Origin of the sequence: Phenylobacterium terrae (assembly GCF_042681205.1) — a bacterium.
In the GTDB taxonomy this organism is placed as follows: Bacteria; Pseudomonadota; Alphaproteobacteria; order Caulobacterales; family Caulobacteraceae; genus Phenylobacterium; species Phenylobacterium terrae.
Map to the genome: position 1 here is coordinate 703,295 of NZ_JBHUEY010000001.1, position 22,355 is coordinate 725,649.

Sequence of the window (22,355 nt, forward strand, 5' to 3'; positions counted from 1 at the left end):
GTGCGCTCCCAGCTAGTCTTCGCTGCAGGCCGAGCAGGTCCCCACGACCTCGCAGATCCAACCCTCAGGCCGGAAGTCGCCCTGCTGGGCGGCCAGCCAGGCGCGCACCTCTTCCGGCAGCCCGACCTCCGTGACGCCCCGGCAGGACCGACATACCAGGAGCGCCTGCGGCCCGGCCTGCGGCGACACCGCATGAAACGCGCTCAGGCTCTCCACCCGAATGAGGAGCCCGGCCGCCAGCAAACCCTTCAGCGCCTGGTAGGCCGTGGCCGGATTGCTCGGCCGGCCGGCGGCCTGCAGCATCGCGATCAGCTCGTAGGCCTTCAGCGGCCGCCCGGCCTCCAGCAGCCGCTGCAGGATGAAGCGGCGCCCCGTGGTCCAGGCCTGCCCCTGGCGCCGGCAATGCTCTTCGGCGTGGGCGAGCCGGCCGGCCACGTCGGCTGCCGGCCGAGAGTCCAGAGGCGCGGGGACGCGTCGCGTCCCCGCTCCACGCGAGTGGCCGGACAGGCCCCGCACGCGACCCCGCTAGAACGAGGCTCTCAGGCCCAGCACGACCGTCCGTCCCGGAAGAGGCGCGGCGCGGCTGACGAAGGAGGCGTGGTTGAGCGCCAGCTCGTCGAGCAGGTTCGTGCCGCGGACGTAGACCTGCATCCGCCCCTCCGTGACGGGCAGGCTGTAGGCCACGGTGGCGTTGACCATGTCGTAGCCGGGCGTCTCCTGCTCGAAGTCGGCGACCTCGTCCTGGTCGAACACGCGGTAGTATTCGAGCTCGCCGGTGAAGCCGCCGTACGCCCCGTTCACGCGCCCTCCGAGCCGGCCGGCGGGGATGCGCGGGACGTCGCCGCCGCCGCCGGTCAGCTCGGCGCGCACGTAGTCGCCGAACACCGTCGCCGAGAGGGCCGGCGTGAAGCGGTGGGTCAGCTCGCCGTCGATGCCGGTGAACCGCGCGTCCTGCTGGGTGTAGCGGATCAGGCGGAAGTCCTCGAACCGGTCGAGCGTGGCGGCGAAGATGTAGTCCTCGATGCGGTGGTGGAAGAGACCGACCGTGAAGGTCGTGTCGCCCTCGGTCTTGCGGAAGGTGAGGTCCACCGTATTGGCGGTCTCTTCGTCGAGATTGCGGTCGCCGATCTCGTAGGTGTTGGTCGCCAGGTGGACGCCCCGCGCATAGAGTTCCTGGGCGGTCGGCGCCCGCTGCGAGCGGGAGATCGCCAGGGCGGCGGAATAGCCGGGCGCGAACGTCCAGAGCGCCGAGGCCGACAGGGAGAACGGGTCGTGCTCGGTCCGCACGATCCGGGCGCCCTCGATCTCCTGCCAGTCCTTGCGGGCGGCGAACTCGAAGTGCCAGTCGCGCCAGTCCAGCTCCTCGAACAGGAAGAGGCCGGTCGTCCGGGTCTCCGACGCCGGCAGGAAGGCCTCGGCGCCCAGCGCGCTGAAGTCGCTGACCGCCGTCTGCACGCCGATCACGCCGGAGAAGCCGGCGACGGGCTTGTGCTCCACCTCCACCCGCGCGTCGTAGCCGTCGTTCCGGAAGGTGGTGGCCGGCGTGAAGCCCTCGACCTCGTCGTGGCGGTAGTCGGTGACGCCGGCGCGCAGGCGGATGCGCTCGACGCCGGCGAACGGCTCCCGGTACTCGCCGCGGATGTCCCAGCGCTCGCTGCGCAGGCGCACGAACGGGGCGTCCTCATCCTCGTGGCCATGGTCGTGGTCGTGATCGTCGTCGTCGTGCCCGTGACCGCCGCAGTGCAGGCTGCTGCCGTGGGGGTGGCAGGACTCGTAGTCGTGGCTGTGGCCGGGCAGTCCGTACTCGCTCCTCTGGCGCGTGAAGGCCGCGCCCAGGTAGCCCCGCTCGCCGATCCAGGAGCCGCCGAACGAGACGGTGGAGGTGTCGTTGAAGGTCCCGTGGACCCGGTCCTCGTCCCAGTCGGGAACCTTGTAGTCGTCGGAGCTGCGGCCGACGGCCTCGGCGTGCAGGGCGAAGCCGCTTCCGCCGACGGTGAGCCCGAAGACCGCGGCCCGCTCGTCCGCGTTCGTCCCGCCGCGGACTTCGGCGACGCCCTCGACCCCGCGCGCCGGCGCCTGCGTCGGGATCTTGGAATCGATGAGGTTCACCGCCCCCGAGATCGCGCCGCCGCCATAGAGCAGCGCGCTGGGGCCGCGCAGCACCTCGATCTCGCGCAGCAGCAGGGGCTCGGTGGTCACCGCATGGTCGGGCGAGACGGCGGAGGCGTCCATCAGCTCGGAGCTGTCGGAGAGCACCTTCACCCGCGGCGCCGTCTGGCCGCGGATCACCGGGCGGCTGGCGCCGCCGCCGAAGGTGTCGGAGTTCACGCCGGGGAGACCCTGCAGCGTCTCGCCGAGGGTCGCCTGGCGCCGCTGCACCAGTTCGTCGCCCGCCAGCTGGGCGACAGGCGTGGCCACCTCGTTGATGGTGTGGCCGAGCGGGGTGGCCTCGACGACCACCTCGGCGACCTCGTGCCCCGCGCCGGGCGTCTGGGCCGCGGCTCCGCCGGCGAGCAGCGCCGAGGCGCTCGCGGCCAACATGAGCAAGCTGCGTGACTTCATGACATTCCCCCAAAGCGTGGCGATGGGGGCTTGTTATGTTATAACATACCGAGCTGGCAAGCGCTGTTTCGGCTGGCGCCGGCGCGGCCGCGCCCCTTGACCTCGTCTCCACGCCGCGGTCTGAACGGCGAAGGGGAGGCCACCTTGAACTCATCCGATCCGGGCGTCGGCGGCGCCTCGACCCGCCGCGTGCTGACCGCGAGCCTCGTCGGCACGGCGGTGGAGTTCTACGACTTCTACATCTACGCGACCGCCGCCTCGCTGGTGTTCGGGCCGCTGTTCTTCCCGGCCGCCTCGCCCTCGGCCCAGCTGATGAGCAGCTATGCGACCTTCGCCGTCGCCTTCTTCGCCCGGCCGGTGGGCGCGGCCTTCTTCGGCCACTTCGGCGACCGGATCGGACGCAAGTCGACGCTGGTCGCCTCGCTGATGGTGATGGGCGGCTCGACCCTGCTGATCGCCTTCCTGCCGACCTATGCCGTGGCGGGGTGGATCGCGCCCCTGCTGCTCTGCATCCTGCGCTTCGGCCAGGGCTTCGGGCTCGGCGGCGAGTGGGGCGGGGCGGCGCTGCTGGCGGTGGAGAACGCTCCGCCCGGCTGGCGGGCGAGGTTCGGCATGTTCCCGCAGCTCGGCGCGCCGGTGGGCTTCATCGCCGCCAACGGCCTGTTCCTGCTGCTGGGCCTGTTCCTGCCGGCCGACGACTTCCGGGAGTGGGGCTGGCGCCTGCCCTTCCTGGCCAGCGCCATCCTCGTCGGACTGGGCCTGTGGGTGCGGCTGAAGATCGGCGAGACGCCGGCCTTCCAGCGCGCCGTGGCCGAGGCGCCACCCAGCCATGTGCCGATGGCCGAAGTCGTGGTGCGCCATCCCCTGGCGCTGCTCGGCGGCACCTTCGCGGTCATCGCCTGCTTCGCCATCTTCTATCTCGCGACCGCCTTCGCCCTCGGCTACGGCACGACCACCCTCGGCTACAGCCGCGAGGCCTTCCTGGGCGTCCAGCTGGGCGCGATCCTGTTCCTGGCCGCCGGCATCGTCATCGCCGGCTGGTGGAGCGATATGGCCAACCCGCGCCGGGTGCTGATGGCCGGCTGCGTCGGCACGGTGGCGATCGGCGCGGCGATGGGCGCGATGATGGCCTCGGGCTCGCTGCTGCTGATCTGGGCCTGGCTGTCGCTGGCGCTGCTGGTCATGGGCTTCGTCTACGGCCCGCTCGGCGCCTACCTGCCCAACCTGTTCCCGCCGCGGGTGCGATACTCCGGGGCGTCCCTGGCGTTCAATGTGGGCGGGATCATCGGCGGCGGCCTGGCCCCCATCGCCGCCCAGGCGCTCGCCGACCGCGGCGGGCTGGTGATGACCGGCGGCTACCTGGTGGCCGCAGGCGTGCTGAGCCTGATCGGCCTGGCCGCCACCCGGCCCCGGCACACGGAGGACTAGCGATGAAGCCCGCGCGCACCCGGGCCCTCTATGCGGGTTCGTTCGACCCGATCACCCGCGGGCACCTGGATATCGTCCAGAAGGCGCTGACGACCTTCGACGTGGTGCACATCGCCGTCGGCGCAAACCCGCTGAAAACCGGCCTGTTCGACGTCGGCCAGCGCCTCGAGCTGATCCGGGACTCGGTCATGGACCTCGACCTCGCCGGCGCAGGCGGCCGCGCGCTGCCCGAGCAGGTCGAGGTGGGCTCCTATGTCGGCGAGAGCGTCATCAAGTACGCGCGGCGGATAGGCGCGACCCACGTCGTGCGCGGCCTGCGCCAGGCCTCCGACTTCGACGACGAGTTCCGCTACCACGGCGTCTTCGGCCGGCTGGATGCGACCATTCCGATGGTCCACTTCATCTGCCAGGAGACCTTCCTGCACGTGAGCTCCAGCACCGCCCGGGAGCTCGCCAGCCTGAACGAGGATGTCTCCTGGCTGGTCACGCCGAGCGTCGAGCGGGCGCTGCGGAAGAAGTTCAGCGGCTGATGCCCAGCATCGCCGTCATCGGCGGCGGGCCGGCGGGGCTGATGGCCGCCGAGCGGCTGAGCGCGGCCGGCGCGGCGGTCACCGTCTACGAGCGGATGCCGACCTTCGGGCGCAAGTTCCTGATGGCCGGGCGCGGCGGCCTGAACCTGACCCACTCCGAGCCCCTGGACCGGTTCAAGGCCCGCTACGGCGAGGCGGCCGGGCGGCTCGGCCCCTATCTCGAGGCCTTCCCGCCGAAGGCGCTGATCGCCTGGGCCGAAGGGCTGGGGCAGCCGACCTTCACCGGCTCCAGCGGGCGGGTGTTCCCGAAGGCGCTGAAGGCCTCGCCGCTGCTGCGCGCCTGGCTCGCCCGGCTGGCCCGGCAGGGGGTGCGGCTGGAGACTCGCGCGGAGTGGCTCGGCTGGGACGAGACCGGCGCCCTCGCCTTCCGCGGCGCGCCGCCGGTGCGGGCCGACGCCGCCGTCCTGGCGCTGGGCGGCGCGAGCTGGCCCAAGCTCGGCTCCAGGGGCGACTGGGTCCAGATCCTGGCGGCCAGGGGCGTCGAGGTCCGGCCCTTCCGCCCGGCCAACTGCGGCTTCACCGTGCCCTGGAGCGAGCCGTTCCGCAGCCGGTTCGCGGGCGCGCCGTTGAAGCCCCTGGCGCTCAGCTTCGAGGGCCGCACGGTCCGCGGCGAGGCGACGATCGCCGGCTACGGCCTCGAGGGCGGCGCGGTCTACGCCCTCTCCGCCCCGCTCAGGGACGCCATCGCCCGCGACGGCCGGGCCGTGCTGGAGCTCGACCTTCAGCCAAACCTGACGGAGGACCAGCTCGCCGCAAAGCTCGCCCGCCCGCGCGGCAGCCAGTCGGCGTCCAACTTCCTGCGCAAGGCCGCGGGGCTGTCGCCGGTCGCGGTCAACCTGGTCCGGGAGGCGAACGGCGGCGCCCTGCCCGAGAACCTGGCGCACGCGATCAAACACGCGCCCGTCGTGCTCACCGCCGCCCAGGGCCTGGAGCGCGCCATCTCTTCGGCGGGCGGGATCGCCTGGTCCGCCGTGGACGAGAACCTGATGATCAAGGCGCTGCCGGGCGTCTTCGCGGCCGGCGAGATGCTGGACTGGGAAGCGCCGACGGGCGGCTACCTGCTGCAGGCCTGTTTCGCGACGGGCGTGGCGGCGGCGGAAGGGGTGCTGGCGCGGCTCTGAAAGGCCGTCGCGTCAAATCCCGCCAAACTTGTCACTCCCACCGCGCAAGGGCCCGGCGCCAGGCTGTTCCGCGACGGGGCCGCTCGGCGTGAACGCTCGCGGCCCGACCGCTTCGGAGGACATCGCCATCATGACCCAGTCACCTGAGAACGGCGGAGCTGGCGCCATGCGCACGCCGCCCATCGTCTCGCCGCAGGCGTGGGAGGCCGCGCGCGAGCAACTGCTCGTCAAGGAAAAGGCCCACACGCGGGCCCGCGACGCACTTGCCGCCGAGCGGCGGCGGATGCCGTGGATGGCGGTGGAGACGTCCTACCGGTTCGAGGGGCCGAACGGGCCGGTCAGCCTGCTGGACCTGTTCGAGGGGCGCCGCCAGCTGGTCGTCTACCGCGCCTTCTTCGAGCCGGGGGTGTTCGGCTGGCCCGACCACGCCTGCCGCGGCTGCTCGCTGGGCGCCGACCAGGTCGGCAACCTCGCCCACCTGAACGCCCGCGACACCACCCTCGCCTACGCCTCGCGTGCGCCGCAGGCGGACATCGCCCGGCTGAAGGCGCGGATGGGCTGGAAGATGCCCTGGTACACCATCACCGACAGTTTCGACGCCGACTTCGGCGTCGACGAATGGCACGGCCACAACGTCTTCATCCGCGACGGCGATCGCGTGTTCCGCACCTACTTCATCAACAACCGCGGCGACGAGGCGATGGGAACGGTCTGGAGCTACCTCGACCTGACCGCGCTCGGCCGGCAGGAGACGTGGGAGGATTCGCCCGAGGGCTACCCCCAGAGCCCGCCGTACAAGTGGTGGAACTGGCACGACAACTACGCCGCCGAGGCCGCGCCGGACCCCAAGTGGGTCGAGGTCTCCGACGCCGGGGAGGCGGCGTTCCGGAACCCCGGCGACGAGGTCAGGGCCTGACCGGGGCGCGCGCGGGCGAGGCCCCTCAGACCCCGCGCATCCAGTCCGTGGCGGCCGCCAGGGCCTCGGCCAGCACCTCGGGGTCCTTGCGGCCGGTCCTGGCCGGCGCATGGAAGGCGTGGTCGGCGTGGGCGAGGAGGTGCAGCCGGGCGCGGGAGCCGAGCCGGTCCACCGTGGTCCTGAGCAACGCCAGCTCGGCGAGCGCGTCGTTGTCGCCCTGCAGGAACAGCATCGGGACCGCCACCTCATCGAGATGCGCCGCCCGGTCGGTGGAGGGCTTCCCCGCCGGGTGCAGGGGGAAGGCGAAGAACACCAGGCCGCGGATGCCGTCGAGCGGCGCGGCCGCCTGGGCCTGGGAGGTCATGCGCCCACCGAACGAGCGCCCGCCGGCGAACAGCGGCAACCCCGCGGCCCGCGCCTTCGCCGCCGCCGCGGCCGCGCGCACCGTCGCGTGCGCCACGGGCGCCGCATCGACGCGCTTCGAGCCCCGCTCCATGTAGGGAAACTGGTAGCGCAGGGTGGCCACGCCCAGCCCCTCGAGGCCGTCGGCGATCGCCGCCATGGACTTGTGGGTCATCCCGGCGCCCGCCCCGTGCGCCAGGACGAGTCCCGCCCAGGCGCCGGCCGGCGCCTGCCACAGGGCCGAGACGTCGCCGTGCCCGGGAACCGGGATGCTGAGGGGCTCGGCCGCCATGGCGCTCAGCCCTCGCCCGGGGCGGCCTTCCGCTCGGCCCGCAGGCGTTCGTTGAGCGCGACGCTGGCGTCCATGCGGGCCAGCTGCTCGGGGCTGGCCTGCGTCTGGTGGCGGGCCTTCCACTCGGCCTGCGGCATGCCGTAGACCGCCTGCCGCGCTTCGTCCTTCGAGAGCGCCCCTTCGGACGCTTCGCTGAGCCAGTCGCTCAGGCAGTTGCGGCAGAACCCGGCCACGCCCATCAGGTCCACGTTCTGGACGTCGGACCGCATCCGCAGGTGATCGACCAGGCGGTGGAACGCGGCCGCGGCGAGCTTGTCGTCGATCTTTGTCATGGAAGCGCCTCTCAAGCCGCCGCGCTCGCGGCGCCGGGAAGGAAGGTTGTGATGGCCGCCAGCGCCTGGGCGACATAGGCCTGCTTCTCGCCGACCGGCGCCACGTAGTGGATCGCCTCCTCGGCGTCGCGAAGGCTGGCGAGGCGGGCGATGGTCCAGGCGGCGAGGTACTGCGAGGCCAGGCAGCCGCCCGCCGTGGCCACATTGCCGTGGGCCACGAAGGGCTGGTCGAGCACCTGCACGCCCGCCTCCACCACCCAGGGCCTGGTGGTCAGGTCGGTGCAGGCCGGCAGATCCCCGAGCAGGCCCAGCTTGGCCAGCAGCAGCGTGCCCGAGCACTGGGCTCCGACGAGCTGGCGCGAAGGGTCGAGGACGATGCGCGCCAGCAGGTCCGGGTCGGCGGCGAACTCCAGCGTCCGCATGCCGCTGCCGATGAGGACGGCGTCGGCCTCGGACGCGAACTCCAGCGGCCGCTGGCGCTGGACGGTCACGCCGTTGAACGAGGTCACCTCTGGGGTCGGCGCGGTGATGTAGGCGGCGAAGCCCTTGGCCTTCAGCCGGTTGAGGATCGCAGCGGCGATGAACGAGTCCAGCTCGTTGAACCCGTCGAACGTAAGAACCGCGATCTGCACGATGCCCTCCAGAGGCGTTGACGCCCGGTCTTCTACCATCCGGGGCCGCGGTGCAGTAGGTCGCCGCGGCGGCTAGTCCGCCTCCGCCGTGGCGAGCTGACGGGGCGTGGGCTCGGCGAGGGGCGTGGGGCCGGCGTCCAGCTCCTGGCGCATCCGCTCGCGGTCGAGGTCGCCTTCCCAGCGGGCGACGACCAGGGTGGCGACGCCGTTGCCGACCAGGTTGGTCAGCGCCCGGCACTCGCTCATGAAGCGGTCGACGCCGACCAGCAGGGCGAGGGCGACGATCGGCACGTCCGGCACCACCGCCAGCGTCGCCGCCAAGGTGATGAAGCCCGCGCCGGTGACGCCGCTGGCGCCCTTGGAGGTCAGCATGGCGACGGCCAGGATGGTCAGCTGCTGACCGAGCCCGAGCTCGGTGTTGGTCGCCTGCGCGAGGAACAGCACCGCCAGGGTGATGTAGATGTTGGTGCCGTCGAGGTTGAAGGAATAGCCGGTCGGGATGACCAGGCCCGTGGTGGTGCGGCCCGCGCCCAGCGTCTGCAGCCGCTGCATCATCTGCGGCAGGACCGACTCCGAGGAGGAGGTGCCGAGCACGATCAGCAGCTCCTCGCGGATGTAGCGGATGAACTTGAAGATCGAGAATCCGGAGGCCGCCGCGATGGCGCCCAGCACCGCCAGCACGAAGATCAGGCTGGTCGTGTAGAAGGTCGCCACCAGCGCGCCGAGCTGCAGCAGCGACTCGATCCCATAGCGGCCGATGGTGAAGGCCATCGCCCCGAAGGCGCCGATCGGCGCGAGCTTCACGATCACCGCGATGATCGAGAAGAACACCTTGGAGATGTCGTCCAGCACATGGGCCATCTTGGCCCCGAACTCGCCGAGCCTGGCGCAGGCGAAGCCGGTGAGCACGGCGATCACCAGCACCTGCAGCAGGTTGCCCTCGGCGAAGGCGCCGAAGAAGGCGTCGGGGATCAGCGCCAGCAGGTGCTCGGCCATCCCCTGCCCTTCCCTGGCCTTCTCGGCGTAGCCGGCGGCGATGGAGGGATCGAGGGTGGCCGGGTCGACGTCGAAGCCGACGCCGGGACGAACCAGGTTGCCGACGATCAGGCCCACCGCCAGGGCGAAGGTGGAGACCACCTCGAAGTAGATGAGGGTCTTCACGCCCAGCCGGCCGAAGGCCCGCATGTCGCTCATGTGGGCGATGCCGGCGGCGATGGTGCAGAAGATCACCGGCGCCACGGCCATCTTGATCAGCTTGATGAAGCCGTCGCCCAACGGCTTCAGCGCCACCCCGAACTCCGGCCAGACCACGCCCACGGCGATGCCCAGCGCGATGCCGATCAGCACCTGGACGTACAGGATCTTCAGCGGCCGAAAGACGCCCATGTCACCTCATCCCCCGCTCGGCCGGCGGCCGATGGGATGCGGTAACACGCCGTGGGCTCACGAAAAACCGCTCATCCCGCCCCCTTCTCTCCCCTCCCATTCATCGGAGAGGGGGACCATGCGCCGAGCGAAGCGCAGAGCGCATGGTGGAGAGGGCAGGCCAGGAGCGCGGCCTATCCCCGCTCCTAGTGGGCTATCCGAGTCACGGCGCAGGCGGCTCGCCCCCTCCCCCACCCGCTCTTCGGCCGGCCGGAGCCGGCCTCGGCGGGCGGTCCCCCTCCCCCGCTTCGCAGGGGAGGAAGGGCGCCGCGTCTGGCCTAATGCGCCCGGCGCTGCTCCATCTCGCGCTTGGCGGTGTCGAGGCCGGCGCGGGCGACTTCCTGGACGCGGTCGGCCAGGGCGTCGGGCTGGGTCGGCAGGCCCTGGCGGTCGGCCTCCTCCTTGACCGCGCCGAGCGCCGACTGGGCGATGGTCTTGGCCTCGTCCATGCGTTGCTGGGCCATGGCCTTGCCCTGGTCGAGCGCCTTGTCGCGGAACCGGCCGACGGCGCGGTTCTCGATCCGGCTGGCCGGCAGGGCGGCGCCGATGGCCGCGCCGATCGCGACGCCGGCCGCGGCGATGATCAGCGGCTCGTTCTCCATGGTCTCGAGGAAGGTCCGCTGGGCCCGCTGGCCGTACTGGCCGGCCTGGGCCCGGGCCCGTTCGCGCGCGCTCGACAGGCGCTCGCCCGCCCGGTGGTAGCCGTCGCCCGTGCGAGCCTTGGCCGAGGACAGGCGCTGCGAGGCCTTGTCCCTGGCGCCGCTCACCGCCTGCGAGGCCTTGGCCTTGCCCGAGTGCGCCGCGTCGGTGACCTTGTGGGCCGCATTGCTCGCGGCCGCCTTGGCCTTGGCGGCGGCCTGAGCGGCCTTGTCCTTCAGGCCCGGCCCCTTGCCTTCGCTGGAAAGGTCGGCGCCGGTCAGCGGGTCATAGTCCTCGTGGTAGCGGCTGGCGTCGGTGTCGTAGACGGTGGCGTCGCCCTCGAAGCCCACCTCGCCGGTGTAGGGATCGGCCACGAAGCTGCGCCGCTCGCGCCAGTCGCGCTGGGCCGGCGGCTTGCCGAACATCAGCCAGGCGACGCCGGCGCCGATGAGGGCCAGCGGCAGGGGGTTGTCCTTGGCCTGGCGGCCGAGGTTCGACACCATCTCCGAGGCGCCGCTCCCCTTCATCGAGCCCATCAGCTCGTCGATGATCTGGCCGGCGCTCATCCGCTCCTTGAGCGCCTCCACAGTGCGGTCCAGCTCGCCGCGGGTCGCCTCGACCTCGCGCTCGATGTCTTCGGAGGATCTCGTCATCTCACCTGCTCCTTCACGAGCTGCGCGTCTTTTTCGATCTGCCGGGTCGTGCGCTCCGGCGTCAGGTTGCTGGGCTTGGCGGTCTTGGCGCCTATTCTGAGCAGGGAGACGCCGACCAGGGCGACGACAACGCCGACCAGCAGCGCGGCCCAGGCCGGATCCATGACCTTGGACAGCGCCAGGACGAGGGCCTGCAGCAGCACGATCAGCGCGGCCAGGAGGCAGATGGCGCCGCCCGCCATCTCGCCGCCCGCCTTGAGCAGCTGGGTGGTCTTCTCGGAGAACTCGGCGCGGACCAGCTCGGCCTCCTTGCGGACCAGGCTGGAGACGTCGGTGGCCAGGTCGCCGATCAACTGAGGGATCGACCTGGGGTCGCTTGCGGGGTCGGGCATGGCTCAGATTCCCCTTTCGATGTCGGACGCGGGCCGGCCGGAGCCTTGGGTCCCTTCCACGCTCTGGTTTCGGCGCTCCGGCGACAGCTCGCCGCCCTCGGCCAGGGCCGCGGGCGAGGCGGACTGTTCGGCCGCGGTCTGCTGGTCGACGATCTCGTCGCCCAGTACGTCGGGCGCGCCGGAGGCGAGGCTCTGGGGCTCCTCGTCGCCCAGATCGACGTCGATCGGCTCGGCCGCCTCGGGCGCAGCGATCAGGCTGTTGCCTTCCGCGATCTCGGAGTCCTCCAACGGCGAGCCGTAGTCGGGCGCCATCTGCCGCTCGGAGGCGCGGAAGAACCGGCCGACGGCCAGGCCCACCAGCACCGATCCGGCCACGAAGGCGGCCGGGTTGCGGCGGCCGAAGTCGCGCACCGTGTCCAGCATCTCCTCCGGCCGCTTCTCCGAAAGGGCGCGGGAGAAGCCCTCCAGCCCGTCGGCGGCCTCGCGCACCAGGCGCGCGGCGAAGGTCTGATCGTGCTCGCCGAGGTCATCGCCCGCCTTGCGGATCGCGTCGGCGAAGGTGTGGATGGTGGACCCGACCTGGGTCTTGGCCGTCTCGGCCCGTTCGCTCGCCTGGCTCTTGGCGCCCTGGGCGAAGCTCTGGGCCTCGCCCTTCAGGGCCTGGCCGGCCTGGGTCAGCCGCTCCTTGGCGACTTCCTTCGGGCGCCGGCCGTCCCCGCCGGGGGATGCGCCAGTGGACGGGGCCGAGCCTTCGGCTCCGGGCCCGTCGGCGGGATAGATGTCCGACATGGGTTTGCTCTCCGCGGAGTGTGTGGGACGCGCGCTCAGGCGAGGCCGACGAACGACAGGATCGCGAGGACCACGACCACAAGTCCGATCAGATAGATGACGCTATTCATGGGTTTCACCGTCAGCTTGCGGGGGCGAAAGCGGGCAGGCGGGGCTTTTGTTCCGCCCCCTTGCGGGGCGCTTTCAGAGGGCCCGGCCAAGCTCCTGGGCGACCGCCGAGGCCCGGTCGCCGACCCTGTCGACGGCGTCGCGGAGCTCGTCCGGCGTGACCTGGAATTTGTCGGTCCAGTAGCGGACCTCCTCGTCACGGACGAGGCTGACCCGCTGCTTGTCCTGGCCGCCCCGGTTGGTGGGATCGTCCGACATGACGATGTTCCTTTCGACTCTGCTCGACGGCGGAATCGATGGAGGCGGCGGCGGGTTCCGAAAGAGCCGCTAGGCGCGCTCGCGCAGCCCGTAGGCGCGCTTGGCCGAGTCCGTCATGCCGTCTTCGGCCCAGGCGGTGCTGGCGTCCCAGGTGTGCACGCCGCCGCAGGGGCATCGGAACGACCGCGGCTGGCGGTCGGCCGCAAGGTCCACGTCCTGGGTGCGGTAGCCGGTGGAGACGACGCCTGCCCCCGCGGGGCAGCTGATGAGGATACGGGGCATGCAAGCGTAACGGGCCCCTGACGGCGACGTTCCGGAGCGCAGGCCCGAAAGCGCCGCCTAAGGGGCCCCGGACCGGTTCCAACCGCGGACCGGTTGTGCTCGCACATCTGTCATGGCATCCGGGGCCGCACGCGACGGCCCGGTAGCTCAGCAGGATAGAGCAGCGGTTTCCTAAACCGAAGGTCAGGGGTTCGAGTCCCTTCCGGGCCGCCAGAGCATCGGGGACCACATGAGTCTGAGGGCGGCGCTGGACGGGCTGGCCGGGGATGGCGGCGCATTCGCCATCGAGGCGCCGGAGGGGTGGACCCAGGGCAGGACGCTCTACGGCGGCATGACGGCGGCGCTGTGCGCCGAGGCGGCGCGGCGCAGCCTGGCCGACCTCCCGCCCCTGCGCTCGGCGCAGTTCGCCTTCACCGGGGCCGCGGCGGGCCGGCTGCGCTTCGAGGTCGGGCTGATCCGACAGGGACGCTCGTCCTCGTTCGTGGCGGTGGACGGTTTCGCCGACGCCGGCCCGGTGGCGCGGGCGCTGTTCGCCTACGGAGCGGCGCGCGAGAGCCAGGTCGGCCACGATGCGGCCGACGCGCCGCGCGTCGCCGCGCCCGAGGACTGCCCGCCCTTCTTCGAGGCGCCCCGCGGCGGCTTCTTCCAGAACTTCGAGATGCGGCTGGCGGCGGGCGCGCGTCCGATGTCGCCGGGCGCCGAGCCGGCCTTCACCGTCTGGGTGCGCCACCTGGACCATGCGGGGGTCGATCCGGTGGTCTCGCTGCTGGCGCTGGCCGACAGCCTGCCGCCGGCGGCGATGGTCGCCTTCCCCGCGCCGGCGCCGATCAGCACGGTCACCTGGTCCCTGGACATCCTGCAGCCGGTGCAGGCTGGCGAGTGGCGGCTGCTGAGCTCGGCCAGCGAGCAGGCGGCCGACGGCTATTCCCTTCAGGCCATGTCGCTGTGGAGCCGGGAGGGCCGGCGGCTGGCCGCCGGCCGGCAGACGGTGGCGATCTTCGCCTAGCCGTCGAAGCTCAGCGGTCCGCCGGCGACCAGTTGCGGCGCAGGCCGGCGATGAACTCGGCGCGGATGGCGTCCAGGTCGATGCGGTCGGGCGCGATCAGCCACTGGCGCATGACGCCTCGCAGGGTGGAGAGGATCAGCACCCCCTCGGCGTCGGGGTCGACGTCGGCGCGGATCTCCCCCCGGCGGATGGCGGCGCGGATGTGGCGGCTGAAGCCGGCGGCGCTCTCGTAGTCGAGCTGGGCGATGGCCGGGGCCAGGGCCGGCCGGTTCAGCGCCGCGTTCAGCACCTCGTGGAAGGCCTTCAGGCGCGAGCCGGACTGACGGTTGTCGTCGATATAGTAGGCGACGCGGGCGATCAGCGACTCCAGGCCGCCGGCGCCGACCCCGGGCGGGCCTTCCTCCATCCGGCTGCGATAGCCCTGAACCAGGTGGTCGGCGACGGCCAGGATCAGGTCCTCGCGCGAGCCGAAGTAGTGGGCCGGCAGGGCGCGGCTGTAGCCGGCCGCCTCGCCCGCCTCGGCGAGGGTCAGCTGGTCGATGCCGCGTTCGGCGATGATGTCGACGGCCGCCAGGAGGATGCGCTGTTCGGCTTCGGCCCGGCGCTGGGCCTGGGTCCGTCCGAGAGCCCGGGCCGGGCGCTCCTCAGGTTGCGATTCTAAGGCCATATCCGACAGATGGCCGCTTTGCCCAGCGAGCACAAGCGCCCTCGCCCGGGGCGTGTCGTCGCCCCGTTCACCACCCGGCGGGGCCGTCGCGGGCCTCTCGCGCCAGGGCCTCGCGGTCGTCGGGATGAGCGATGGCGATCATCCGGCGGACCCGCTCGCGGATCGGCTGGCCGCGCAGCTCGGCGACCCCGTGCTCGGTGACCACCAGGTCGGCGTCGGACCTGGGCGTGGTCACGGTTCCCGAGGCCAGGCGGGCGACGATGCGCCCCTCGCCGCGTCGGGTGCGCGACGGCAGGGCGATGATCGAGCGCCCGCCCTCCGCGGCCAGGGCGCCGCGCACGAAGTCGGCCTGTCCGCCGACCGCGCCGACGAAGACTCCGTCGGCCAGCTCGGCCCCGACCTGCCCCGTCAGATCGACCTCCAGCGCCGAGTTGATCGCCGTGAAGCGCGGCAGGGCGGCCAGCACCGGCGCTGCGTGGGTGTACTCCACCGGCTCGATCAGCAGGTCGTTGCGGCCGTCGGCGAAGCGGTAGAGGGCCTCCGAGCCGAGCAGCGAGCCGGTGACGCCGATCCCCTTGAGCTCGGTCTTGGCGGCGTTGGTGATCACCCCCCGCTCGATGAGGTCGACGACCCCGTCGCCGACGATGCCGGTGTGAAGGCCCAGGTCGCGGTGGCCGCTCAGGGCGCCCAGCACCGCGCCGGGCAGCTTGCCGACGCCGAGCTGGATGGTCGCGCCGTCGGCGACCCGTTCGGCGACGCGGGCGGCGATCCGCGCCTCCACCGCATCGGGCGGCCCGGCCGGCTGCGCGACCAGGGCGCGGGAGACCTCGACCATCAGGTCGGCGCGATCGAAGCGGGCGCGCGACGCGGTGCGGGGCGCGAGGGCGTTGACCTCTGCGACCACCGTTCGGGCGCGGGCGAGCGGGGCGGCGATGTAGCCGCAGGCGCCGCCGAAGCTGCGCCGGCCCGCGGAGTCCGGCGCGCTGACCTGGGCGATCACCACGTCGGCGGCGAGCGCGCCGGCGGTGAGCAGCCGCGGGATCTCGGAATAGGCGCAGGGGATGACCTCCATCCGCCCGGCCCGGCAGAGCTCGCGGTTCGCGCCGATGCCGCCGAGCCCGAAGAACTGGATCACGTCGGCATGCTCGGGCCGCACCACGCCCGAATAGCTGCCGCCCAGGAAGACACGGAACGGGCCGATCTCATGCCGCTGCGCCAGCAGCCGCTCGATCAGGCTCACGGGCTCGCCGGCGCCCGGCGTCCAGACGACCATGTCGCCGGGACGGACGATCTCGCGGAAGTCGACCTGCGCCAGATCCAGCCGCGCGCTCGGCGCATCGTCCATCGGTCAGTCTCCGGCCCGGTCCGTCGCAGGCGTGCCGCCCGCGGCGCAGGCCGTCAAGCCCGCCGCCGGGCCGCTCGCCCAGGTGGCGCCGAGGGACCCGCGCGGCGACGCCGACGCGCCTCGTTCACAAGTTTCGGTGGCAGGCAGGCCGTTAAGCGGGGGGTGCGCCGTGTTGTCGCGGACCGACAATTCTATGAGGTTAATCGAATCCCAAGCAAGTCGGCGCAAGTTGCTAACAATGCTGAAAAGCTGAAACTTAGCCGATCGCGGGTTTTTCAAATCAGCGGTATGGCGCCCACTTCGAGGTTGCAGTAGCTCTGCCTCGGACCCTATTTGACGTGAAAATAGATTGATCCCGCAAAGCGGGTGGTCCAAATGTCGACTACCCAACAGGAGACTATCCCAAGTGGCGGAACCCTCGACCAAATCGCCTGATCCTATGGATATCGCGCTCGGCGCGGCTGTCCGGATCAGGCGACGGACGATCGGCATGTCGCAAGAAGCGCTCGCCGAGCAGTGCAACGTCAGCTTTCAGCAGATTCAGAAGTACGAGAACGGCGCGAACCGGATCTCGTTCTCGCGCCTGGTGCAGATCGCCCGGGCCCTCAAGTGCCGCGTCGTCGACCTGCTCGAGGTTCTGGACACGCCCGACCGGGAGAACACCACCGAGCTCGATCTGCTGGGCCGCATGCGCACGCCCGGCGCCCTGGAGCTCCTGTCGGCTTTCGAGCGGATGCCCGCCGAGGCCCGCTCCTCGCTCGTGAACATGCTCAAGGTGATGACCGCCGGCGAGCCGGCCCAGCCGGCCAAGGCCAAGGAAGTCGCCTAGCTGCGGCCGGCGCGGCTAGGCCGCCTCGGCCTCTCCTGACAAGCGGGCGATCTCGACCAGCAGCGCCGCTGGCGAGATCGGCTTGGCCACATGGCCGTCCATCCCGACCTGGCGGTAGGTCTCGACCTGGTGGGCCATCACGTTGGCCGTGGTGGCGACGATGGGCGTCTGGGCGGCCGGTCCGGGCAGGGCGCGGATCTGCCGCGTGGCCTCGATGCCGTCCATCACCGGCATCTGGATGTCCATGAAGATGACGTCGTAGGCGCAGGCCGCGGCGCGGCGCACGCCGTCGGCCCCGTCGACGGCGGTGTCCACTATCGCGCCGAGCGCGCCCAGCATGCGGGTGGCGACCAGCCGATTGGTGGCGTTGTCCTCGACCACCAGCACCCTCAGCCCCTGCAGCCAGCTCGGTTTGGGCTCGGCGCTCGCCGCCGGCGGCGCGCAGGCAGGGGCCGGGACGTCGATCCAGAAGGTCGACCCGCGTCCCTCGCGGCTCTTGAAACCGATCCGCCCGCCCATCTGCTCGGCCAGCGCCTTGCTGACCGCCAGTCCCAGGCCGGAGCCGCCGAAACGGCGCGTCGTCGAGCCGTCGCCCTGCTCGAAGCGCTCGAACAGCCTGGCCTGCGCGGCGGCGGGAACGCCGATGCCGGTGTCCTCGATCTCGATCCGCACCCGCTGGCGCCGTCCCTGGCCACGGGCGCTGAGCCGCATGCGCACGCCCCCCTGCTCGGTGAACTTCACCGCATTGCCCAGCAGGTTGAACAGCATCTGCCGCAGGCGGATCGGGTCCAGCCGGGCCCAGCCCGCGCCGGCCGGCGTCTCGCACGACAGGTAAAGGCCGCGGCTCTCGGCGGCCGGCCGCAGCATCTCGGCCACCACGTCGAGCGCGGCCTGCAGGTCCACCGGCTCGGGGGAGAGCTCGACCTTGCCGGCCTCCACTCTCGAGAAGTCGATGATGTCGTCGAGCAGCTGCGACAGCGTCGCCCCGCAGGCCAGCGCCGCTTCGATGAGGGCGCGGTCGCCCGCGACCGACTGTTCGGCCTTGAGCACATGCAGCGCGCCCAGGAGGCCGTTCATCGGCGTGCGGATCTCGTGGCTGATGTTGGCCAGGAACTGCGACTTGGCCTCGGCCGCGGCCAGGGCCGCGTCGCGCGCGTCGGCCAGTTCGGTGATGTCCTGGGTGATGACCAGCATGTCCCAGTCGCCGGTGTGGCGCCTGGCCAGGCCCTGCCAGGTCGCGCGCACGCGCCGCCAGTGGCCGTCGACCAGGAGCCGGTACTCGGCCGAGGCCGCTTCGCCTGTGCGCCGGGTCTGCTCCCAGGCCAGCTCCACCGCCGCCAGATCGTCGGGATGGACGCTCTCGCGCCAGCAGGCGGCGGCGACCTCCTGGCGCGGGCCCTCCGCATCGGCGCTCAGGGCGTCGGGCACGGCCACGTCTGCGACAGGGTCGTAGCGGAACACCTGGATGCCGGCCGCCTGGCCCAGCAGGGTCGCGGCCCGGCGGGACTGCTGGGCCTCATTCCGGCGGCGCCGCTCGTCGGTGATGTCTTGCATGGCCACCAGGGCGGACCCGTCCTGCGCCCGCGCCGCCCGCACGCGCATCCACAGCCAGCCGCTGGCCTTGGACAGGAGCCGCACCTCGCGGACCGTCGATTCGCCCGGCTTGAGCGCAGGCCGGCGCTCCGGCGGCGAATCCTCCGAATGCAGCAGGTCGCCGAAGCTGCGGCCGACCGTCTCTTCCGGCGACCACCCGGTCAGTACGGTCCAGGCCCGATTGGCGCGCGCGATCCGGCCGTCCTTGACGATGACCAACGCATCGGCGGTGTGCTCGAAGAACCAAGCGGCCGCTTCCCAGTCAGCCTGTGCCGGTCCCGACGTGCGCCTGCCCATTTACCCAACGCCCCCACCTGGTCCGACCATTGATCGCGACAAGTGTGAAAGATTTCTTGGCTCGACCGATACGCGAGCTGCTAAGCGGCTGTTTTTTCGTGGTCGGCGCCCGCTTGCGGTGGGTAGTCGCTGCTTGATGCGCGCAAGGGTTGATATGTCGGCGTGGTGAACGGCCGCTCAGCCGCCGGCCAGCACCGCATCGATCACCGCCTTCGCCTCGGGGCTGGTCCAGTCGGCCTCACCGGCCAGCCGGGCGCGCTCCACGCCGTCGGGCCCGTAGATCACCGTCGTCGGCATGCCGGGCGCCGGCGGCGTCAGCACGAAGGAGATCTTCCGCTCGCGGTCGATGTAGAAGTCGAGCGGCGCGTGCTTGGCGATGAAGGCCTGGGCCTTGGCCAGGTCGTCTTCCTGGTCGACGCTGACCGCCACCACCTTCACCGGCTTGCCGGCGTAGCTCTTCTGCAGGGCGGCCAGGGTGGGCATCTCCAGCACGCAGGGCGCGCACCAGGTGGCCCAGATGTTCATCACCACCACCTGGCCCTTGAAGTCGCCGATCCGCACCGGATTGCCCGCCCCGTCGTGGAACACGTGGCCCGGCGCGCGCGTGGGCTCCAGAGGGACTTCCAGCTTGGCCATCTCGCCCTTGGCCAGCCGTTCCAATTCTCCGCCGCCGCCGGGTTTGATGAGAGCGGCGCCGATGATGTAGAGAACCGCCGCGACGCCTACAGCGGCGGCGCCCCAGAGCGCCCACTTCAGGAAACCGCCGCTGGGTTTCGCCGCCGGATTTTCACTCATATGTCGGACTCTTCCTCGATGCCCCCAGCCAAGCCGCCCGCCGGCCAAGCCATGTGGGGCGGACGCTTCACCGCCCGGCCGGACGCGCTGATGCAGGCGATCAACGTCTCCATCGGCTTCGATCGCCGCCTGGCGGAGCAGGACCTGGCTGGGTCCCGCGCGCACGCGGCGATGTTGCGCAAGCAGGGCGTCATTTCAAGCGAGGACGAGGCCGCCATCCAGAAGGGCCTCGAGGAGATCGGCCGCGAGATCGCCGAAGGGCGCTTCCCGTTCCGGGAGGAGTTCGAGGACATCCACATGAACGTGGAGGCCCGGCTGGCCGAGCTGATCGGCCCCGCGTCCGGCCGGCTGCACACCGCGCGCAGCCGCAACGACCAGGTGGCCCTCGACTTCCGCCTGTGGGTCCGCGAGGCCTGCGACCGGACGCTGGAGCAGCTGCGCGGCCTGCAGCGGGCGCTGGTCGCCAAGGCCGAGGCGAACGCCGAGACCCTGATGCCCGGCTTCACCCACCTGCAGCCGGCCCAGCCGGTGACCTTCGGCCACCACCTGATGGCCTATGTGGAGATGTTCGGCCGCGACGCCTCGCGCTTCGCCGACGCCCGGGCGCGGATGAACGAGAGCCCTCTGGGCGCGGCGGCCCTGGCCGGCTCGCCCTTCCCCATCGACCGCCATGAGACGGCCCAGGCTCTGGGCTTTTCCGCGCCGATGGCCAACTCGCTGGACGCCGTCTCTGACCGCGACTTCGCGCTCGAGGCGCTGGCGGCGGGATCGATCTGCGCCACCCACCTGTCGCGGCTGGCCGAAGAGATCGTGATCTGGATGACGCCGCAGTTCGGCTTCGTGAAGCTGTCGGACGCCTTCACCACCGGCTCGTCGATCATGCCGCAGAAGAAGAACCCGGACGCGGCCGAGCTGGTGCGCGGCAAGGCCGGCCGGGCGCTGGCCGCCTTCACCCAGCTGTCGGTGGTGATGAAGGGCCTGCCGCTGACCTATTCGAAGGACATGCAGGAGGACAAGGTCCCCACCTTCGAGGCCTTCGACTCCCTGGAGGTCTCGCTGGCGGCGATGACCGGCATGATCGCCGACCTGGAGCCGGTCCCCGAGCGGATGGCCGCCGCCGCCGGCGCGGGTTTCTCGACGGCGACCGACCTGGCCGACTGGCTGGTGCGCAAGCTGGACCTTCCGTTCCGCCAGGCCCACCATCTGACCGGGGCGGCGGTGAAGCGGGCCGAGGCCCTGGGCGTGGACCTCCCGAACCTGCCGCTCGCCGAGCTGCAGGGCCTGGAGCCGCGCATCACGGGTGACGTTTACGAAGTGCTGAGCCCGGCCGCCTCGGCGGCCAGCCGCAAGAGCTACGGCGGAACGGCGCCGGATCAGGTGCGCGCGCAGGCCGCGCGCTGGAAGGAGATCTTGAAATGACCCCTCGCCTCGCAATCGCCGGCCTGATCGCCGCCACGGCCCTGGCCGGCTGCGGCAAGACGGGCGAGCTCCAGCGCCCCGGCCCGCTGTTCGGCGCCGGACGGGCGACCACCGCCGACGCCGACGAGGCCGAGCGGGCCAGCGATCCCGCGCGCCCGGTCGACACCATCGATCCGCGCGACCGCACCTCCGACCCGGCCCCGCCGCGCACCCTGCCGATCGAAGGCGGCCCGCAGGACCCCGGCCGCGCCCCGCCGCAAGGCATCCTGCCGGATCCGTACAACAACCCCCGCCGATGAATCACTTCGAGCTGACGGGCGGCGAGCTCGCCTGCGAGGGCGTGCCGCTGACCCGTATCGCCGACGAGGTCGGCACCCCCGTCTACGTCTATTCCACCGCCACCCTGGAGCGGCACTACCAGGTGCTGCGCGAGGCGCTGGTGGGCGCGGGGCTGGGCGATCCGCTGATCGCCTACGCCGTGAAGGCCAACTCCAACGTCGCCGTGCTGAGCACCCTCGGCCGGCTGGGCGCGGGCGCCGACACCGTCTCCGAAGGCGAGATCCGGCGGGCCCTGGCGGCCCGGATCCCGGCCGAGCGCATCCTGTTCTCCGGCGTCGGCAAGCGGGAGGCCGAGATCGCCTTCGCCCTCGACGCCGGGGTGCTGGAGATCAACATCGAATCCGAGCCCGAGCTGGAGCTGGTCGAGAAGGTCGCCCGCGCCAAGGGCGTGCGCGCCAGCGTCGCCCTGCGGGTCAACCCGGACGTGAAGGCCGGGGCCCACGACAAGATCTCCACCGGCAAGGCCGACTCCAAGTTCGGCATCGCCCTGCCGGACGTGGAGCGGCTTTACGCCAAGGCCTCCAACAGCCCGGGCCTCAGGCCCGTGGGCCTGGCGTGCCACATCGGCAGCCAGATCTCCGACCTGGCCTCGATGGACGAGGCCGCCCGCAAGATGCGCGGCCTCGTCGAGAGGATCCGCGCCGAGGGCCTGAGCCTCGAGCGGCTGGATCTCGGCGGCGGCCTCGGCGTGCCCTACTTCAACCAGCCCGAGCCGCCGCCGCCCTCCGAGTACGCCGCGATGATCGCTGGCGTGGTGAAGGGGCTGGACGTGCAGCTGGCCTTCGAGCCGGGCCGGATGATCGCCGCCAACGCCGGCGTGCTGCTGGCCCGCGTGCTGTACGTGATCGAGCGGCCGGACGGACGCCGGTTCCTGGTGTTGGACGCGGCCATGAACGACCTGCTGCGCCCGGCCATGTACGACGCCTACCACGACATCCGGCCGGTGAAGCCGCGCGAGGGCGAGGCCGTGGCCTACGACGTGGTCGGCCCGGTCTGCGAGACCGGCGACACCTTCGCCCGCGACCGCAAGCTGCCGCCGCTTCAGCCCGGCGACCTGGTGGCCTTCATGACCGCCGGCGCCTACGGGGCGACCATGTCCAGCGAATACAACAGCCGCCCGCTCGCCCCGGAGGTGCTGGTGAAGGGCGACCGCCACGCCGTCGTGCGCGCCCGGCCGTCGTACGAGGACATGCTGTCGCGGGAGACGGCTCCGGACTGGCTTTGAGGTTGCGGCAAGCTTGGCC

Annotated in this window: 24 protein-coding genes and 1 tRNA gene; 10 read left to right on the plus strand and 15 right to left on the minus strand. The window is 71.9% G+C overall.

The genetic code is table 11. The annotated features are described in order from the left end of the window. Positions 1-12: 12 nt before the first annotated feature. Together ACFSC0_RS03470 and ACFSC0_RS03475 are read right to left on the minus strand one after the other, a co-directional pair. Entirely contained in the window at positions 13-435 is a 423-nt protein-coding gene (locus ACFSC0_RS03470) for a hypothetical protein (protein ID WP_377280502.1), read from the minus strand. 90 nt (positions 436-525) lie between these two features. After that, complete coding sequence (locus ACFSC0_RS03475) at positions 526-2,541, minus strand: TonB-dependent receptor domain-containing protein (protein WP_377280501.1); 2,016 nt, start codon at positions 2,539-2,541, stop codon at positions 526-528. Positions 2,542-2,706: 165 nt separating this feature from the next. On the opposite strand from ACFSC0_RS03475, the gene ACFSC0_RS03480 reads away from it, so the two are divergent. The 4 genes from ACFSC0_RS03480 (at position 2,707) to ACFSC0_RS03495 (ending at position 6,617) form a co-directional block, all read left to right on the plus strand. After that, positions 2,707-3,990, plus strand: a complete 1,284-nt coding sequence (locus tag ACFSC0_RS03480) for an MFS transporter (RefSeq protein WP_377280500.1) — start codon at positions 2,707-2,709, stop codon at positions 3,988-3,990. A gap of 2 nt (positions 3,991-3,992) precedes the next feature. After that, on the plus strand, positions 3,993-4,520 hold the full coding sequence (gene coaD / locus ACFSC0_RS03485; RefSeq protein ID WP_377280499.1) for a pantetheine-phosphate adenylyltransferase: 528 nt from the start codon (positions 3,993-3,995) through the stop codon (positions 4,518-4,520). Next, on the plus strand, positions 4,520-5,701 hold the full coding sequence (locus ACFSC0_RS03490) for a BaiN/RdsA family NAD(P)/FAD-dependent oxidoreductase (RefSeq protein ID WP_377280498.1): 1,182 nt from the start codon (positions 4,520-4,522) through the stop codon (positions 5,699-5,701). The genes coaD and ACFSC0_RS03490 overlap by 1 nt, the downstream gene beginning before the upstream one ends. Positions 5,702-5,831: 130 nt before the next feature. After that, positions 5,832-6,617: a DUF899 domain-containing protein gene (locus ACFSC0_RS03495; RefSeq protein ID WP_377280497.1), complete on the plus strand. Its 786-nt coding sequence runs from the start codon at positions 5,832-5,834 to the stop codon at positions 6,615-6,617. Positions 6,618-6,642: 25 nt separating this feature from the next. On the opposite strand, the gene ACFSC0_RS03500 is transcribed toward ACFSC0_RS03495, so the two are convergent. The 9 genes from ACFSC0_RS03500 to ACFSC0_RS03540 all read right to left on the minus strand — a co-directional run bounded on the left by ACFSC0_RS03500 (position 6,643) and on the right by ACFSC0_RS03540 (position 12,821). Continuing rightward, a complete protein-coding gene (locus ACFSC0_RS03500) occupies positions 6,643-7,311 on the minus strand; it encodes an alpha/beta hydrolase family protein (protein WP_377280496.1) in 669 nt (222 codons plus the stop codon). A 5-nt stretch (positions 7,312-7,316) separates the two neighbouring features. Beyond that, positions 7,317-7,643, minus strand: a complete 327-nt coding sequence (locus ACFSC0_RS03505) for a DUF1244 domain-containing protein (protein ID WP_377280495.1) — start codon at positions 7,641-7,643, stop codon at positions 7,317-7,319. An 11-nt stretch (positions 7,644-7,654) separates the two neighbouring features. After that, positions 7,655-8,275, minus strand: a complete 621-nt coding sequence (locus ACFSC0_RS03510) for a DJ-1/PfpI family protein (protein ID WP_377280494.1) — start codon at positions 8,273-8,275, stop codon at positions 7,655-7,657. A 72-nt stretch (positions 8,276-8,347) separates the two neighbouring features. Beyond that, positions 8,348-9,643 (minus strand): dicarboxylate/amino acid:cation symporter, encoded by a 1,296-nt coding sequence (locus tag ACFSC0_RS03515; RefSeq protein ID WP_377280704.1) that lies wholly within the window; start codon positions 9,641-9,643, stop codon positions 8,348-8,350. Positions 9,644-9,978: 335 nt separating this feature from the next. Continuing rightward, entirely contained in the window at positions 9,979-10,992 is a 1,014-nt protein-coding gene (locus ACFSC0_RS03520) for a DUF3618 domain-containing protein (protein WP_377280493.1), read from the minus strand. Continuing rightward, positions 10,989-11,384 (minus strand): phage holin family protein, encoded by a 396-nt coding sequence (locus tag ACFSC0_RS03525; RefSeq protein WP_377280492.1) that lies wholly within the window; start codon positions 11,382-11,384, stop codon positions 10,989-10,991. The genes ACFSC0_RS03520 and ACFSC0_RS03525 overlap by 4 nt, the downstream gene beginning before the upstream one ends. 3 nt (positions 11,385-11,387) lie before the next feature. After that, on the minus strand, positions 11,388-12,173 hold the full coding sequence (locus tag ACFSC0_RS03530) for a hypothetical protein (protein ID WP_377280491.1): 786 nt from the start codon (positions 12,171-12,173) through the stop codon (positions 11,388-11,390). A 183-nt stretch (positions 12,174-12,356) separates the two neighbouring features. Next, entirely contained in the window at positions 12,357-12,539 is a 183-nt protein-coding gene (locus tag ACFSC0_RS03535) for a DUF3606 domain-containing protein (RefSeq protein WP_377280490.1), read from the minus strand. A gap of 69 nt (positions 12,540-12,608) precedes the next feature. Next, positions 12,609-12,821 carry a hypothetical protein gene (locus tag ACFSC0_RS03540; protein WP_377280489.1) on the minus strand — a complete coding sequence of 71 codons (213 nt, stop codon included), beginning with the start codon at positions 12,819-12,821 and terminating at the stop codon, positions 12,609-12,611. Positions 12,822-12,957: 136 nt separating this feature from the next. Here ACFSC0_RS03540 and ACFSC0_RS03545 point away from each other — a divergent pair. Together ACFSC0_RS03545 and ACFSC0_RS03550 are read left to right on the plus strand one after the other, a co-directional pair. Beyond that, a tRNA-Arg gene (locus tag ACFSC0_RS03545) sits at positions 12,958-13,034 on the plus strand. Between the two features lie 16 nt (positions 13,035-13,050). Continuing rightward, positions 13,051-13,827 carry an acyl-CoA thioesterase gene (locus tag ACFSC0_RS03550; RefSeq protein ID WP_377280488.1) on the plus strand — a complete coding sequence of 259 codons (777 nt, stop codon included), beginning with the start codon at positions 13,051-13,053 and terminating at the stop codon, positions 13,825-13,827. A 10-nt stretch (positions 13,828-13,837) separates the two neighbouring features. Here ACFSC0_RS03550 and ACFSC0_RS03555 read toward each other — a convergent pair whose 3' ends face one another. After that, a complete protein-coding gene (locus tag ACFSC0_RS03555; protein ID WP_377280487.1) occupies positions 13,838-14,494 on the minus strand; it encodes a TetR/AcrR family transcriptional regulator in 657 nt (218 codons plus the stop codon). Positions 14,495-14,561: 67 nt separating this feature from the next. Next, positions 14,562-15,839 carry an acetyl-CoA hydrolase/transferase family protein gene (locus ACFSC0_RS03560; RefSeq protein WP_377280486.1) on the minus strand — a complete coding sequence of 426 codons (1,278 nt, stop codon included), beginning with the start codon at positions 15,837-15,839 and terminating at the stop codon, positions 14,562-14,564. A gap of 439 nt (positions 15,840-16,278) precedes the next feature. Here ACFSC0_RS03560 and ACFSC0_RS03565 point away from each other — a divergent pair, with 439 nt between their 5' ends. Continuing rightward, positions 16,279-16,668 carry a helix-turn-helix domain-containing protein gene (locus ACFSC0_RS03565; RefSeq protein WP_377280485.1) on the plus strand — a complete coding sequence of 130 codons (390 nt, stop codon included), beginning with the start codon at positions 16,279-16,281 and terminating at the stop codon, positions 16,666-16,668. A 15-nt stretch (positions 16,669-16,683) separates the two neighbouring features. Here ACFSC0_RS03565 and ACFSC0_RS03570 read toward each other — a convergent pair whose 3' ends face one another. Further along, entirely contained in the window at positions 16,684-18,558 is a 1,875-nt protein-coding gene (locus ACFSC0_RS03570) for an ATP-binding protein (RefSeq protein ID WP_377280484.1), read from the minus strand. A gap of 177 nt (positions 18,559-18,735) precedes the next feature. Next, positions 18,736-19,353: a TlpA family protein disulfide reductase gene (locus ACFSC0_RS03575; RefSeq protein ID WP_377280483.1), complete on the minus strand. Its 618-nt coding sequence runs from the start codon at positions 19,351-19,353 to the stop codon at positions 18,736-18,738. Here ACFSC0_RS03575 and argH point away from each other — a divergent pair, their 5' ends adjacent. The 3 genes from argH to lysA are packed head-to-tail and all read left to right on the plus strand — an operon-like array spanning position 19,354 to position 22,336. Further along, positions 19,354-20,772, plus strand: coding sequence for an argininosuccinate lyase (argH, locus tag ACFSC0_RS03580; RefSeq protein WP_377280482.1), 1,419 nt, complete (start codon positions 19,354-19,356; stop codon positions 20,770-20,772). Beyond that, entirely contained in the window at positions 20,769-21,071 is a 303-nt protein-coding gene (locus ACFSC0_RS03585; RefSeq protein ID WP_377280481.1) for a hypothetical protein, read from the plus strand. Before argH ends, ACFSC0_RS03585 begins: the two co-directional genes overlap by 4 nt. Then, a complete protein-coding gene (gene lysA / locus ACFSC0_RS03590) occupies positions 21,068-22,336 on the plus strand; it encodes a diaminopimelate decarboxylase (protein ID WP_377280480.1) in 1,269 nt (422 codons plus the stop codon). The genes ACFSC0_RS03585 and lysA overlap by 4 nt, the downstream gene beginning before the upstream one ends. Positions 22,337-22,355 lie beyond the last annotated feature (19 nt).

What these genes read in the sequence shown, in the direction of transcription:
- ACFSC0_RS03475 (WP_377280501.1), bottom strand. Translation starts at nt 2,541, where the DNA reads ATGTTGGCCGCGAGCGCCTCGGCGCTGCTCGCCGGCGGAGCCGCGGCC.
- coaD (WP_377280499.1), top strand. Translation starts at nt 3,993, where the DNA reads ATGAAGCCCGCGCGCACCCGGGCCCTCTATGCGGGTTCGTTCGACCCG.
- ACFSC0_RS03490 (WP_377280498.1), top strand. Translation starts at nt 4,520, where the DNA reads ATGCCCAGCATCGCCGTCATCGGCGGCGGGCCGGCGGGGCTGATGGCC.
- ACFSC0_RS03495 (WP_377280497.1), top strand. Translation starts at nt 5,832, where the DNA reads ATGACCCAGTCACCTGAGAACGGCGGAGCTGGCGCCATGCGCACGCCG.
- ACFSC0_RS03500 (WP_377280496.1), bottom strand. Translation starts at nt 7,311, where the DNA reads ATGGCGGCCGAGCCCCTCAGCATCCCGGTTCCCGGGCACGGCGACGTC.
- ACFSC0_RS03505 (WP_377280495.1), bottom strand. Translation starts at nt 7,643, where the DNA reads ATGACAAAGATCGACGACAAGCTCGCCGCGGCCGCGTTCCACCGCCTG.
- ACFSC0_RS03520 (WP_377280493.1), bottom strand. Translation starts at nt 10,992, where the DNA reads ATGACGAGATCCTCCGAAGACATCGAGCGCGAGGTCGAGGCGACCCGC.
- ACFSC0_RS03525 (WP_377280492.1), bottom strand. Translation starts at nt 11,384, where the DNA reads ATGCCCGACCCCGCAAGCGACCCCAGGTCGATCCCTCAGTTGATCGGC.
- ACFSC0_RS03530 (WP_377280491.1), bottom strand. Translation starts at nt 12,173, where the DNA reads ATGTCGGACATCTATCCCGCCGACGGGCCCGGAGCCGAAGGCTCGGCC.
- ACFSC0_RS03535 (WP_377280490.1), bottom strand. Translation starts at nt 12,539, where the DNA reads ATGTCGGACGATCCCACCAACCGGGGCGGCCAGGACAAGCAGCGGGTC.
- ACFSC0_RS03540 (WP_377280489.1), bottom strand. Translation starts at nt 12,821, where the DNA reads ATGCCCCGTATCCTCATCAGCTGCCCCGCGGGGGCAGGCGTCGTCTCC.
- ACFSC0_RS03550 (WP_377280488.1), top strand. Translation starts at nt 13,051, where the DNA reads ATGAGTCTGAGGGCGGCGCTGGACGGGCTGGCCGGGGATGGCGGCGCA.
- ACFSC0_RS03555 (WP_377280487.1), bottom strand. Translation starts at nt 14,494, where the DNA reads ATGGCCTTAGAATCGCAACCTGAGGAGCGCCCGGCCCGGGCTCTCGGA.
- ACFSC0_RS03560 (WP_377280486.1), bottom strand. Translation starts at nt 15,839, where the DNA reads ATGGACGATGCGCCGAGCGCGCGGCTGGATCTGGCGCAGGTCGACTTC.
- ACFSC0_RS03565 (WP_377280485.1), top strand. Translation starts at nt 16,279, where the DNA reads ATGGATATCGCGCTCGGCGCGGCTGTCCGGATCAGGCGACGGACGATC.
- ACFSC0_RS03570 (WP_377280484.1), bottom strand. Translation starts at nt 18,558, where the DNA reads ATGGGCAGGCGCACGTCGGGACCGGCACAGGCTGACTGGGAAGCGGCC.
- ACFSC0_RS03575 (WP_377280483.1), bottom strand. Translation starts at nt 19,353, where the DNA reads ATGAGTGAAAATCCGGCGGCGAAACCCAGCGGCGGTTTCCTGAAGTGG.
- argH (WP_377280482.1), top strand. Translation starts at nt 19,354, where the DNA reads ATGTCGGACTCTTCCTCGATGCCCCCAGCCAAGCCGCCCGCCGGCCAA.
- ACFSC0_RS03585 (WP_377280481.1), top strand. Translation starts at nt 20,769, where the DNA reads ATGACCCCTCGCCTCGCAATCGCCGGCCTGATCGCCGCCACGGCCCTG.
- lysA (WP_377280480.1), top strand. Translation starts at nt 21,068, where the DNA reads ATGAATCACTTCGAGCTGACGGGCGGCGAGCTCGCCTGCGAGGGCGTG.